This is a genomic window from Aeromonas sp. QDB63 (assembly GCF_027707425.1).
Lineage (GTDB): Bacteria > Pseudomonadota > Gammaproteobacteria > Enterobacterales > Aeromonadaceae > Aeromonas > Aeromonas caviae.
Genome location: NZ_JAPCIS010000036.1, coordinates 1 through 13219, shown reverse-complemented (window position 1 = coordinate 13219; position 13219 = coordinate 1). Strand labels below are relative to the sequence as shown.

The window sequence follows — 13219 nt, the reverse complement described above, 5'->3', positions numbered from 1 at the left end:
TCAAGGGCAGTCGGATGACATGGTTCTATGCGCTCTGGGTCTATCACAAGGGAGATGGTTGGACCATCTGGCTTGGGTGCCCCAAAGACAAGATTGTCCGCCTGGTTCGTCTGTTTCGCCGTCATCACGACATCGGATTGCCGGATGAGCCCTGGACTGCCCCCGTCATCCCGCTGCGCGTCCCCCTGAGACGTGCCCAGCCGCAGCACAGGCTGCGGCCCTGATCCCTCTTCCTGTACAGACAAGAGCCCCGCCAGAGCGGGGCTCTTGTTTTGGCGCCGATGCGGCTGATCCATGGCACAGGCGCTTTCCCGCCGGGATGCAAGACTAGCCATCGGCGGGGGCAGGCGGGTTACAATGACCCCTACCGGTTTTGCCCCCCTGGGCTTCTAACATAAGCAAGGCTTTGTTTTATATGGTTAAACCACGCTTTTACCTGCTGCTGTTGCTGTTCATCGGCGCCATTGCGGCGGCTTATTACTGGAGTCAGCCCGCGGTGCCGGAACAGGCCGATTACTACCCGGCGGGGCGAGACATCAACCCGTTTGCCCTCACGGATGCGGATGCACAGCCCTTTACCCCAGCCAACCTGACGGGACACTGGAGCTTTCTGTTCATCGGCTACACCTACTGCCCGGATGTCTGTCCGACCACGCTGGCGGATCTGCGCAGCGTCTATCCGGCGTTGAAGAAGATAGCCCCCACTAGCCAGGTGGTATTCATCTCGGCGGATCCCCAGCGGGATGACAGCGCCCGCCTGAAGAGCTATACCGCCTTCTTCGAGCCCGAGTTCAAGGCGGCGACCGCACCTCACAGTGCCCTCTTTCCTCTGGTCCGCAATCTGGGGCTGGTCTATTCCATCGTGGAAGGGGATCGCAAGGACTACCTGATCGACCACTCCGCCTCCATCGTGCTGATCAACCCCGAGGGGAAGCTGGTGGCCACCTTCCGACCCAAAGTAGCACCGGGTGAGGTGCCCCACGTGGACATGCAGGCCATGGTGGCCGACTTCGCGCGCATCGTGCGGCTGGCTGGCGAGTGAGCCCGGCGCGCACCATGCTGATTCCCGCCTGGCTGAAGGATCCTCGCCGCCACAGAGCCGTCTTCGCCCTGGCCCTGCCCATGGTGTTCTCCAACGTCACCACGCCCTTGCTGGGGCTGGTGGACACCTGGGTGATCGGTCATCTTGGCCAGGCCTGGTTTCTCGGCGGCGTCTCGGTCGGTGCGACCTTCATCAATCTGCTGTTCTGGTTGCTTGGCTTCCTGCGCATGTCCACCACAGGGCTGACCGCCCAGGCTCAGGGTGCAGCCCATGCCGAAGGGCAGCTCGACACCCTGGCGCGGGCCCTGGGCTTGGCGATAGGACTGGGCATGGCGCTGTTGCTCCTGTTGTTGCCGTTCTTGCCGGCCATCATCGCCCTCGGTGGCGGCTCTTCCGAGGTACAGACCTATGCCGGTCAATATGTGTCGGTGCGGGTCTGGAGCGCTCCGGCGGCCTTGTGCAATCTGGTCATCATGGGGTGGTTGCTGGGCATGCAGGATGCCCGCAGTCCCATGCTGCTGCTGATCCTGGGCAATCTCGTCAACATGGTGCTGGATGCCTGGTTCGTGCTGGGATTGGGCTGGCAGGTGAAAGGGGTGGCCGCAGCGTCCCTGCTGGCGGATTACAGCACGCTCGGGGTGGGGTTCTGGCTGGTGAGCCGGCATCTGCGCCGACTTGATCCCGGGGTGTGGCACAACGCCTGGCTGCGCTGGCGCCAGTGGCCGGCTCTGCTACGGCTGCTCGCCCTGAACCGGGATATTTTCATCCGCTCCCTGTGCCTGCAACTCTGCTTCGTGTTCATGACTCTGCAGGGGGCCAGGCTGGGGGATGTGGCGGTGGCCGCCAATGCGGTGCTGCTCAATTTCCTGATGCTGATTTCCTACGGGCTGGATGGATTTGCCTATGCGGTGGAAGCCATGGTAGGGCGCGCCATCGGGCGGCGCGATCGGCCGCTGCTGCGGGAGGCCATCGTCCTCAATCTGGGCTGGGCGCTGCTGATCGCCCTGGCATTCACCCTCTCGTTTGCCTTGGGGGGCCACTGGCTCATCCGCCACATTACCGACATACCGGCGGTGATCGCCGAGGCGCAACGTCAGCTCCCCTGGCTGGTGGCCATGCCGCTGCTGGCGGTCTGGTGCTTCCTGCTGGACGGGGTCTTTATCGGCGCCACCCGGGCCCGGGAGATGCGCAACAGCATGCTGGTGGCGGTGTTTGCCGGCTTCTTTCCCATCTGGTGGCTCTGCCAGGGATGGGGTGTGGCGGCCCTGTGGGCCGCCATGAGTGCCCTGATGGCCGGTCGTGGCCTGACGCTGGGCTGGCTCTGCTGGCGACTGGAGCGTGATGGACGGCTGCTGGCGGGGCAGGGGACGGCGCAGTCAGTCTGAATTCTGGCCGCCTTGCCAATATCGTCAGCGGTCAGAGCGAGCCTGAATAGTCGAACTGTCGCCAGCTCTCGTAGACGAACACCGCGACAGCGTTGGCCAGATTCATGCTGCGGCTCTGGGGCAGCATGGGGATGCGCAGCCGCTGCTCGAATGGCAGGCTCTCGATTATCTCCATGGGCAGGCCTCGGCTCTCGGGCCCGAACAGCAGGGCGTCACCGGGGGCAAACCGGGCCGCCGAGTGGGCGGTGCGTCCCTTGGTGGTGCAGGCAAAGACCCGTTGGGGGGCGACGGCCGCCAGAAACGCCTCATAGTCAGGCCAGCGCTTGACGTCGGCAAACTCGTGATAGTCGAGCCCGGCCCGCTTGACCCGTTTATCATCCCACTCGAACCCCAGGGGCTCTATCAGATGCAACCGGTAGCCGGTATTGGCGCAGAGGCGAATGATGTTGCCGGTGTTGGGGGGGATTTCCGGTTGGTAGAGCACGATATCGAGCATGGAAGGATCCTGGGCTGGTGCGAAACGGGCGCCAGCATACCCAGCACCCGTGCCGATGAAAAGGGGGAGGTCAGGGCATGGGCAGACGGATGGTGATGACCAGTCCGGTCGGCTGATTGCTGCTGGCCCGGATGGTCCCCCCATGACGCTGGATTGCCTCGGCGGCGATGGCAAGGCCGAGACCAGTGCCCCCGGTCTTGGCGTTGCGGGCATCGTCCACCCGAAAGAAGGGCAGGAACAACCGGGGCTGCTGCTCCACCGGCACGCCAGGGCCGTCATCCCGTATGGTCATCACCCACTCCCGTCCCTCCCGGTACCAGTCCACCTTGATGAACTCGCGGGCATACTTGAGGGCGTTGCGCAGCGGGTTTTCCAGGGCGCGGGCCAACAGTTCCGGCCACATGGTGAGGGATTCGGCGGGCAGGGAAGGGAGCCTGAGCTGTTTGCCGTTCTGGTTTGCCTCGAACATGGCGTCGTCCAGGATGGGTTCCAGCAGCTCCGCCAGGGGCAGCGTCACTGGCGCCTCCACATGTTGCTGCACCCGCGACAGATCCAGCAGATCCCCTATCAGCTTGTCGAGCCGGGCTATCTCCCCTTCGATGCGCGCCAGCTCGGCGCTGTCCCCCTGCTTGCGGCGGATCAGCGCCTGTGCGAGCTGGATGCGGGTCAGGGGGCTGCGCAGCTCGTGGGAGATGTCGGAGAGCAGCTGCTTCTGCTTCTGGATCATGTCCTTGAGGGTATCGACCATGCGACTGACATGTTCGGCCAGCTGGCCTATCTCGTCGCGCCGCCCCAGATTGGGGATCTGTATTTCCAGGTTGCCCTGGGCGAGTTGGGAGACCGACTGCTGCAACTGCAGTATGGGGCGGGTCAGGCGCCAGGCGAGCAACAGACAGAGCGGGGTGCTGACCAGCATGGCGATGCCCAGGATCTGGATGGGGTGATCCAGGATCTGGATGAAGAGGAACAGGTAGGAGTTTTCGACGTTCAGACCGAAATAGACGTGATAGGTCTGGCCGTGATGGACCATCTGGAAGGGGCCGGCGATGGCGCGCTGGTGTTCGCTGCCCAGCATGGGCTTGGCCGGGTTGTCCGAGTCGAGCATGAAACGGATCACGAACTTGCTCAGCCGGGTGCTGGACTGCATCTGCCCCTTGGCATCGCGTAGATAGATGTTGTCCACCGGCAAGAGGCCCGCGGCATCGATGGCCTTGGCCAGATCGAAATCCTGCTCGGGATCCGCGCCCCGTTGCAGCGCCGCCAGGTTGTTGTTGAGACGGGTGATCTCGTGGGCCGGCAGCGGGATGATGTTGCGGGGGTCCAGGGTGGGGAGGATTACCACCGCGGCCACGACCAGCAGCAGGATGAACCAGAACCAGAGGAAGATCTGGGTGGAAAGGCCGTTGAAGGTGCGGGCCGATTTCATGCCTGCTCCAGCCACAGGTAGCCTCGTCCCCGCACCGTCTTGAAGCGGGGCTGGCCGTCGGCCCGCTCCGGCAGCTTCTTGCGCAGGTTGCTCAGGTGCATGTCGATGGCCCGATCGAAAGGTTCGAGCTTCTTGCCCAGCACCTGCTCGGAGAGCAGGCCCTTGCTGACGATCTGGCCCGGATTGCGCAGCAGGCACTCCAGCAGGCCGAACTCGGTGGCGGTGAGTTCCAGCAACTGATCGTCGCAGCGAGCCTGTTGCAGGCCGGGCTGCAGCACCAGATCCATGAAGCGCACCTCTTCCGAGCTGCCGCCGCGCTGGGGCTGGGTGCCCTGGGTACGGCGCAGGATGGCGCGCACCCGGGCCAGCAGTTCCCTGTCGTCGAACGGCTTGGCGAGATAGTCGTCGGCACCGGCCTCCAGCCCGTTGACCCGATCCTGGCTGTCGCCACGGGCGGTCAGCATCAACACCGGGGTGTCGTGGGTCTTGCGCAGCCGGGTCAGCATCGCGAAACCGTTGAGTCTGGGCATCATGACGTCCAGCAGCACCAGGTCGAATGCCTGTTCTGCCAGTCGCTGCAATCCCTCTTCCCCATCCTCGGCGACGGTGACCTCAAACCCCTCCAGGGTCAGGATTTCGGTGAGCAGCTGGGTCAGTTCGAGGTCGTCGTCGACCAGGAGTATTTTGTTCATCTGGGAGTCACTCTGTTGATTTTGCACGCCAAACTGACGTCCGGGTCAGGGTATAATAAGTTTTTACGCGTCGGAGGAAAGCCGGTTTTGAGCCACCAACACTATTCCCGCTGGGTCACCCTGGCCAGCATGGCCGCTGTGACCACCGCCACCCTGCTCATCCTGGGCAAACTGATCGCCTGGCTGATGACGGATTCATCCAGCCTGCTGGCATCCCTGACCGATTCCTTCATGGACATCAGCGCCTCTCTCATCAATCTGCTGGCCATCCGTTATGCGCTGGCCCCTGCCGACGAAGAGCATCGCTTCGGCCACGGCAAAGCGGAGTCCCTGGCGGGTCTGGTGCAGTCGGCCTTCATCTCGGGGTCCGCCCTACTGCTGGTGATGCACGGCATCTCGTCGATGCTGAATCAGGTGCCCGTGGTGCGCCTGGAGGCCGGGATCTGGGTCAGCGTCGGCTCCATCGTGCTGACCCTGCTGCTGGTGAGCTTCCAGAGCTTTGTCATCCGCAAGACCAACAGTGTGGCCATCAAGGCTGACATGCTGCACTACCGTTCCGACCTGCTGCTCAATGGCGGCGTGCTGGTGGCACTGGTGCTGGCGGGGCAGGGGTGGTACTGGGCCGACGGCCTGTTTGCCATTCTGATCGGTCTGTTCCTGGTGTGGGGGGCTGTCCATATCGGCTACGAATCGGTGCAGGCCCTGCTCGATCGTCAGTTGCCAGAGGAAGAACAAGCGAGAATAATGGCCCTCTGCTGCGCCGTAGAGGGGGTGCATGGCGTACATGACCTGCGTACCCGCCAATCCGGGCCGACCCGTTTCGTGCAGTTGCATCTGGAACTTGATGATCAACTGCCTCTGGTCAGGGCCCATCAGATAGCCGACGAGGCTGAACTGGCCGTCCGCCAGGCCTTCGAGCGGATGGATGTGATCATTCACATGGACCCCATCTCGGTGCTGACAAAAGAACGACAAAGCACTCACCCTGAACAACAGTAGGCTGCAACATGGATGATCTGGTTGCCAGAACCTGGCAAAAAATTCAGCAGGAAGCGCAGAGCATGGCGGCCCAGGAGCCCATGCTGGCCAGCTTCTTTCATTCCACCATTCTCAATCACCGGGATTTGCGCTCGGCGCTGAGCTTCCAGCTTGCCAACAAGCTCGACAGCACCACCATGCCTGCCATCGCCTTGCGGGAAGTGATCGAGCTGGCCCTGCGCAGCGAGCCCGAGCTGCTGGCCGCAGTGGCCGCCGACATCTGCGCGGTGCAGGATCGCGACCCGGCGGTCGACCTCTTCTCCACCCCGCTGCTCTACCTCAAGGGATTCCATGCTCTTCAGGGGTATCGGGTGGCCAACTGGTTGTGGCGTCAGGGACGCCGTGCCCTGGCGCTCTATCTGCAAAACCAGATCTCCGTGGTGTTCGGCGTGGATGTACACCCGGCCGCCCGCATCGGCAAGGGCATCATGTTTGACCATGCCACCGGTATCGTGGTCGGCGAAACCGCCGTCATCGAGAACGACGTCTCCATCCTTCAGAGTGTGACTCTGGGGGGGACCGGCAAGGAGAGTGGCGATCGTCACCCCAAAATCCGGGAAGGGGTGATGATAGGGGCGGGGGCCAAGGTCCTCGGCAACATCGAGGTGGGCGTCGGCGCCAAGATCGGTGCCGGCAGCGTGGTGATCAACCCGGTGCCGCCTCACACCACGGTCGCTGGCGTGCCCGCCAGGATTGTGGGCCGCCCCGAGTGCGACAAACCTTCCCTGGACATGGATCAGTGCCTCTGATCCCCTGACCGAGGCCGTTGTATGGTCAAGCGCTGGTCAGGCTTTCTGATCCTGGGGATGTGGCTGCTCAACCTGCTGCACCTTTATCTGGACTTCTCCCCCTGGCCCGCCGCCATCGCGGCCTGGGCCGCCTCCCTGCTCACCTGGCCCTGGCTGGTGGGGGCTGCACGGCGCCAGGCGCTAGCCCTCTACGGCGCGGCGCTCCTGCTGCTGCTCTTTTCCTGGTGGCGAGGGGCCAGCCTCAGCCCAGGTGACTGGCTCTTGCCGAACATCAACATGCTGACCATGTTTGCCGCAGTAAGCACCCTCAATCTGGCTACCTCTGGCCTCTTGACCGGCACCGCCTCCTGGTCCGGTCGCAAGGGGCTGTGGAGCACCATGGCCAGCCTCAATCTGCTGGGGGCCGTCATCAATCTTTCGGTGCTCTTCATCATCGGCGATCGGCTGGAGCGCAACGGGACGCTGGAGCGGCGTCAGGTCATGGTGCTGAGCCGGATCTTCTGTGCGGCTGCGTTTTGGTCCCCCTTCTTCGTCGCCATGGCGGTGGCCCTCACCTATGCACCGGGTCTGCAACTGGGCAGCATACTGCCTTTTGGCATACTGGCGGCCTTGCTGGCCATGGGGCTGACAGCCTGGCAGGTAGAGCGACTCGGTGTGGAGACCTTTGAAGGTTATCCGCTGCGGCTCCAGACCCTGGGGCTACCGGTGACCCTGGCACTGCTGGTGCTGGTGATCCACCGTTTCTGGCCCGGACTCAGCATTCTGGCGGTGATCGCCCTGGTGGCGCCCTTGCTGGCCTTGTTGTTCATGCCGCAAGCGGGGCGAGGGGCTGCTCTCAAGCGCCAGGTGGTTGAGCGCTTCCCGGCCATCGGTGGCCAGCTTGTGCTGTTTCTGGGGGCCGGCCTGCTGGCGGCTGGCATCAACAGCGCGCTGTCAGTACTGGACTTTGGCAGTGGCCACGGCCTGCCGCTGTTCAACCACTTCGGCTGGCTGGAAGCCTGCCTGACCCTGCTGCTGATCTTCCTGGTGGCCATAGTGGGCGTGCATCCTCTCATCAGCATCTCGGGGGTGGCGCCGCTGCTCTGGCCGCTGGCACCGGATCCCAGCCTGCTTGGCATGTGCTTCCTCATGGGGTGGGGGCTGGCGACCGGGACGAGCCCGCTTTCCGGCTCCAATCTGGCGCTGGCGTCCCGCTACAACCTGAGCGCCGGGCTGCTGCTGCGCTGGAACCTGCTCTACGGCCTGTTGATGTACGCCGTGGCCTGTCTGATGATGGGGGGCTTCATCGCCTTGCATGGCTGATGGTGGCATCGGCAGGAGGGCGGGTTGTGCCACGGCGGACGCCCGGGATCGAGGTTCCTGCTGCCTGCGAGAAAAACCGACGCATATTTAAGCAATACCGGGCCGCAGGGCGCATTTTGCAACGTGCTGGCTTGTTTGTGCCGAGCGCATCAGGGTATGCTGGCTCCACGCGCTTGAATCGCCCTCTGTGGGGCATCGCAATTGAACATACAGGTATGCATATGTCACTAGAAGTCCTTGAGCAACTCGAATCCAAAGTACAATCCGCCGTCGACAACATCTCCTTGCTGAAGATGGAGCTGGACGAGCTGAAAGAGCAGAACAGCAAGCTGCAAGACGAAAACCACCAACTGCGCAACGAGCACGTTGCCTGGCAAGAGCGTCTGCGTGCCCTGCTGGGCAAGATGGACCAGATGGGCGATGCCATCTGATCCCGTCTAGATTGACCGGAATGAAAGCGGGCCGCTCCTTGAGCGGCCCGCTTGTTTTGGTCTGCCGGGCAATCAGAGTGCCAGCAGCTGTTTGACGGTCTTCTCGATACCGTCCGCCGCCTCCACAATATTGTTGGCCAGCATGTAGGCAGGAGTGGAGATGACCTTGCGCTCCTGATCCACCACGAACTCGCTCACCGGGCAGTCGAGATGACTGCCACCCATGGCTTCGATGGCGTTGGCGGCGCCCTCGTCGTTGCCAATGGTGGCCAGGGTGCCTGCCCCATAGATGAGCGGGATCATGGCCGGTGCGATGCAGATGTAGGCGGCCGGTTTGCCGGCTCTGGCAAAGCTCTGGCAAGCCTTCAGCACATCCGGCTGGATGCGGCACTCTGCGCCCTTGATGGCGAAGTCACACAGGTTTTTGGCGGCGCCAAAGCCGCCCGGCACCAGCAGGGCGTCGAAGTCGGCTGCATCCAGTTCAGCCACATCCCTGATCTGGCCGCGGCAGATGCGGGCCGCCTCGACCAGCACGTTGCGGCTCTCTCCCTCGCTGACCTCGCCGGTCAGGTGATTGATGACATGAAGCTGAAGGACATTGGGGGCGAAGCATTGAACGGATGCTCCCTGACGGGCCAGCGCCAGCAGGCTGATGACGGCCTCGTGGATTTCGGCGCCGTCAAACACGCCACAACCACTCAAGATCACGGCCACTTTTTTCATGACAGACTCCTCGTTGTTGAAAATGTGAGCCAGGGTAGATTGTTGTACTTTTGTATGGTTATCGTTCGACCTCCGCTGGTCAAGTCATCTCCCTGTGCTAGGATTGTTTCGTTTTGGATCCTGCCTCAGTACCCCCTTGAATTTTTTTCCACATTGATCGAGATCATGATGCGTGCGTCATGTTGAGTTTTCATGATCTCAACGCAATGTTTTAAAAGATGTTTTTTGTTTTAATCCACAGCTTTGTCACGACCGTGATGCAATGGTGCCATTTTTGAGCACAGAGTTATCCACAGCAATATGCCCCACCGGTGCGCCGGGGTGATGGTGGGAGTCCCCTTGGTGTGGTGCGGGCCCTGTGGCATCCTAGCGACTGTTTATTCTTGGCAGGACGATTTTCATGGCCTCTAGCAATCCTCTTATTCTGGTCGACGGCTCTTCATATCTTTACCGCGCCTTCTTTGCCTCGCAGCAGGCCGATCTGCGCACCTCGACCGGCTTGCCTAGCGGCGCCGTCCGTGTCATGGCCAACATGATGCGCAGCCTTCGCAAGCAGTACCCCGACTGCCACGTGGCCGTGGTGTTCGACGCCAAGGGCAAGACCTTCCGTGACGACATCTATCCCGAATACAAGGCAACACGCGCCAGCATGCCGGACGATCTGCGCAGCCAGGTCGCTCCTATCCACCAGATGATCAAGGCGATGGGTTTCCCCTTCCTGATGGTCGAAGGGGTGGAGGCCGACGACGTGATTGGCACCCTGGCCCGTCAGGCGACCGAGAAACAGCTGCCTGTGCTCATCAGCACCGGCGACAAGGACATGGCGCAGCTGGTCTCCGACCATGTCACCCTGATCGACACCATGAAGGATGTGAAGACCGATCGGGAAGGGGTGATCGAGAAGTTCGGCGTACCGCCCGAGCTCATCATCGATTACCTGGCGCTGATGGGGGACAAGGTGGACAACATTCCCGGCATGACAGGTGTCGGCGAGAAGACCGCACTGGCCCTGTTGCAGGGGATAGGCAGCATCGACGAGATTGCCGCCAACCTCGACAAGGTGGCGGCGCTCGGCTTCCGCGGCTCCAAGGCGTTTGCCGACAAGTTCCGCGAGCAGGAAGAGCAGGTGCGCCTCTCCTATGTGCTGGCTACCATCAAGACCGATGTGGTCCTGGAGCAGAGTCTGGAAGAGCTGCAGCTTGGCCCCATCGACAAGGAGGCTTTGCTGGCGGTCTACCGCGAGTACGAGCTGCGCAACCTGATCAAAGAACTGGAGTCTGGTGGCGAGGAGAGCGAAGCCGAAAGTGATGAGGAAGGCGCCGCCCCGGCAGCCGCCATTGAAACCGACTATCGCTGTATCTTGGACGAGGCCGAATTCGATGAGTGGTTTGCCCGTTTGCAGGCGGCGCCACTGTTTGCCTTCGACACCGAGACCACCAGTCTCGACTATATGGAGGCGCGGGTCGTTGGCGTCTCCTTTGCCATCGAACCGGGCAAGGCGGCCTATGTGCCCTTCGGCCACGACTATCTGGGGGCGCCGGTGCAGCTGACCGAGGCCGTGGTACTCGGCAAGCTCAAACCGCTGCTGGAAGACCCGACCCGTCTCAAGGTAGGGCAGAACCTCAAGTACGATCGCAACGTGCTGCTCAATCACGGCATCGAGCTGCAGGGTATCGCCTACGACACCATGCTCGAGTCCTATGTGCTCAACTCTACCGCCAGCCGCCACGACATGGATTCCCTGGCTCGCAGATATCTGAACGTCGAGACCATCTCGTTCGAGGACATTGCTGGCAAGGGGGTCAAGCAGCTCACCTTCAACCAGATCGAACTGGAGCAGGCGGCTCCTTACGCGGCGGAAGATGCCGACATCACCCTGCGTCTGCATCAGGCGCTGTGGGGCAAGCTCTCTGCCGAGCCGGGCCTTGCCAAGGTATTCAGCGAGATCGAATTGCCGCTGCTGCCGGTGCTGGCGCGGATGGAGCGACTCGGTACCACCATCGAGCCCAAGCTGCTGCATCAGCAGAGCCAGGAGATCGAAGTGCGTCTGGCAGAGCTGGAGAAGCAGGCCCACGAGCTGGCCGGGCAGGAGTTCAATCTCTCCTCGCCCAAGCAGCTGGGTGAAATCCTCTTCACCAAGCTGGGGCTGCCGATCATCAAAAAGACCCCCAAGGGAGCGCCATCCACTGCGGAAGAGGTGCTGGCCGAGCTGGCGGAGACCTATGAGCTGCCGCAACTGCTGATGGAGCACCGTGGGCTGGCCAAGCTCAAGTCCACCTACACCGACAAGCTGCCGCTGATGATCAAGCCGCAGACCGGGCGGGTGCACACCTCCTATCATCAGGCGGTGGCGGCGACCGGTCGGCTCTCGTCCACCGATCCCAACCTGCAGAACATCCCGGTACGCAACGAACAGGGGCGCCGTATTCGGCAGGCCTTCATTCCGTGCGCCGGTTACAAGCTGGTGGCGGCGGATTACTCCCAGATCGAGCTGCGCATCATGGCCCACCTCTCCGGTGACAAGGGGTTGCTGACCGCCTTCGCCGAGGGCAAGGACATCCACAAGGCGACCGCCGCCGAGGTGTTCGGGGTCGCGCTCGATGCGGTGACCAGCGACATGCGCCGCAGCGCCAAGGCGATCAACTTTGGTCTCATCTACGGCATGAGCGCCTTCGGTCTGGCCAAGCAGCTGGGGATCGGTCGCGCCGAAGCGCAGAAGTACATGGATCTCTACTTCGAGCGTTACCCGGGGGTGCTGGAGTATATGGAGCGCACCCGCCAGCAGGCGGACGCCCAGGGCTATGTCGAAACCCTGTTTGGCCGTCGCCTCTATCTGCCGGATATCAAGTCCCGCAACGCCGGTCTGCGCAAGGCGGCCGAACGGGCCGCCATCAACGCACCTATGCAGGGTACGGCTGCCGACATCATCAAGCGCGCCATGATCAACGTGGATGGCTGGATCCGCGGGATTGAAGACGAGTCGATCCGCATGTTGATGCAGGTACACGATGAACTGGTGTTCGAGATCCGCGAAGAGAAGCTGGAGGAGTACATCGCCATCATCAAGGAGAAGATGTCTGCCGCAGCCGAACTGGATGTGCCGCTTCTGGTTGAAGCGGGTACCGGTGACAACTGGGATCAGGCCCACTGATTTCTGGTCAGCCGTTCTGCACGGCTATATAGCTATAATAAGAAGCGAAGCCCGGCATTATGCCGGGCTTCCTGTTTGTGGTGGCGGGGTATCAGGCTTCTTGCAGATACTCGTCCTTGAGCAGTACATAGTTGTTGGCCGAGGTCTTCAGGAAGGCGATCTCGGCCGGCTTGAGAGGGCGCGCCTGCTTGATGGGATTACCCATATAAAGAAAGCCGGCCTCTAACCGTTTGCCCGGTGGCACCAGACTACCGGCACCGATCATCACATCATCTTCGACCACGACCCCGTCCAGCAGGATGGCACCCATGCCGACCAGCACCCGGTTGCCTATGGTGCAACCGTGCAGCATGGCTTTATGACCGACCGTGACATCCTCGCCGATCAGCAACGGATAGCCGCCGGGGTTGCTGGCACTCTTGCGGGTCAGGTGCAGAACTGTGCCGTCCTGCACATTGCTGCGGGCACCGATGCGGATATGGTTGACGTCCCCTCTGGCGGCCACCATGGGCCAGATGCTGGCATCGTCACCCAGCTGGATATCCCCCACCAGGGTGGCACAGGGATCCACATATACCCGTTTGCCCAGTTGCGGGCATTTTCCCTTGTAAGGTCTCAGTCGCAAGTCCATCTTGGCCTCCTTGTTTTCGGCCATTCTAGCAAGATGACACCGGTTTCTGTGGATAAGTTTGTATAAAAGCTGTGCCTGGATATGAATAACTAAAAAAGTGCCGATTTTTGCAATTTTATTGCAGAGGAGGGGTTGCCAGAACGAATTCGCTCC

Annotated in this window: 13 protein-coding genes; 8 read left to right on the top strand and 5 right to left on the bottom strand. The window is 61.9% G+C overall.

The features are described from left to right. The first annotated feature begins 14 nt into the window (after nt 1-14). From PG879_RS17550 to PG879_RS17540, 3 genes are all read left to right on the top strand, one after another. Entirely contained in the window at nt 15-224 is a 210-nt protein-coding gene (locus PG879_RS17550) for a hypothetical protein (protein ID WP_080560358.1), read from the top strand. 191 nt (nt 225-415) lie between these two features. Then, nucleotides 416-1042, top strand: a complete 627-nt coding sequence (locus tag PG879_RS17545; protein ID WP_048209466.1) for an SCO family protein — start codon at nt 416-418, stop codon at nt 1040-1042. Between the two features lie 14 nt (nt 1043-1056). Next, a complete protein-coding gene (locus tag PG879_RS17540) occupies nt 1057-2427 on the top strand; it encodes an MATE family efflux transporter (RefSeq protein WP_201895272.1) in 1371 nt (456 codons plus the stop codon). Nucleotides 2428-2458: 31 nt separating this feature from the next. On the opposite strand, the gene trmL is transcribed toward PG879_RS17540, so the two are convergent. The 3 genes from trmL to PG879_RS17525 form a co-directional block, all read right to left on the bottom strand. Continuing rightward, nucleotides 2459-2923 carry a tRNA (uridine(34)/cytosine(34)/5-carboxymethylaminomethyluridine(34)-2'-O)-methyltransferase TrmL gene (gene trmL, locus PG879_RS17535; RefSeq protein ID WP_039041146.1) on the bottom strand — a complete coding sequence of 155 codons (465 nt, stop codon included), beginning with the start codon at nt 2921-2923 and terminating at the stop codon, nt 2459-2461. A gap of 70 nt (nt 2924-2993) precedes the next feature. Then, nucleotides 2994-4349: an ATP-binding protein gene (locus tag PG879_RS17530; protein ID WP_039041147.1), complete on the bottom strand. Its 1356-nt coding sequence runs from the start codon at nt 4347-4349 to the stop codon at nt 2994-2996. After that, nucleotides 4346-5041 (bottom strand): response regulator, encoded by a 696-nt coding sequence (locus PG879_RS17525; RefSeq protein ID WP_119197079.1) that lies wholly within the window; start codon nt 5039-5041, stop codon nt 4346-4348. Before PG879_RS17525 ends, PG879_RS17530 begins: the two co-directional genes overlap by 4 nt. 87 nt (nt 5042-5128) lie before the next feature. Here PG879_RS17525 and fieF point away from each other — a divergent pair, with 87 nt between their 5' ends. The 4 genes from fieF to PG879_RS17505 all read left to right on the top strand — a co-directional run bounded on the left by fieF (nt 5129) and on the right by PG879_RS17505 (nt 8561). Further along, nucleotides 5129-6040, top strand: coding sequence for a cation efflux pump FieF (gene fieF, locus PG879_RS17520; protein WP_010672451.1), 912 nt, complete (start codon nt 5129-5131; stop codon nt 6038-6040). An 8-nt stretch (nt 6041-6048) separates the two neighbouring features. Further along, nucleotides 6049-6828: a serine O-acetyltransferase gene (gene cysE / locus PG879_RS17515; protein ID WP_010672452.1), complete on the top strand. Its 780-nt coding sequence runs from the start codon at nt 6049-6051 to the stop codon at nt 6826-6828. A gap of 21 nt (nt 6829-6849) precedes the next feature. Next, nucleotides 6850-8130 carry a hypothetical protein gene (locus PG879_RS17510; protein ID WP_010672453.1) on the top strand — a complete coding sequence of 427 codons (1281 nt, stop codon included), beginning with the start codon at nt 6850-6852 and terminating at the stop codon, nt 8128-8130. Nucleotides 8131-8351: 221 nt separating this feature from the next. Next, nucleotides 8352-8561, top strand: coding sequence for a cell division protein ZapB (locus tag PG879_RS17505; RefSeq protein ID WP_010672454.1), 210 nt, complete (start codon nt 8352-8354; stop codon nt 8559-8561). Nucleotides 8562-8633: 72 nt separating this feature from the next. Here PG879_RS17505 and elbB read toward each other — a convergent pair whose 3' ends face one another. Next, nucleotides 8634-9284 (bottom strand): isoprenoid biosynthesis glyoxalase ElbB, encoded by a 651-nt coding sequence (elbB, locus tag PG879_RS17500; RefSeq protein ID WP_270830516.1) that lies wholly within the window; start codon nt 9282-9284, stop codon nt 8634-8636. 400 nt (nt 9285-9684) lie between these two features. On the opposite strand from elbB, the gene polA reads away from it, so the two are divergent. Then, nucleotides 9685-12435, top strand: coding sequence for a DNA polymerase I (gene polA / locus PG879_RS17495; protein WP_270830515.1), 2751 nt, complete (start codon nt 9685-9687; stop codon nt 12433-12435). A gap of 91 nt (nt 12436-12526) precedes the next feature. On the opposite strand, the gene PG879_RS17490 is transcribed toward polA, so the two are convergent. Continuing rightward, nucleotides 12527-13066: a gamma carbonic anhydrase family protein gene (locus PG879_RS17490; RefSeq protein WP_270830514.1), complete on the bottom strand. Its 540-nt coding sequence runs from the start codon at nt 13064-13066 to the stop codon at nt 12527-12529. Nucleotides 13067-13219: the final 153 nt, after the last annotated feature.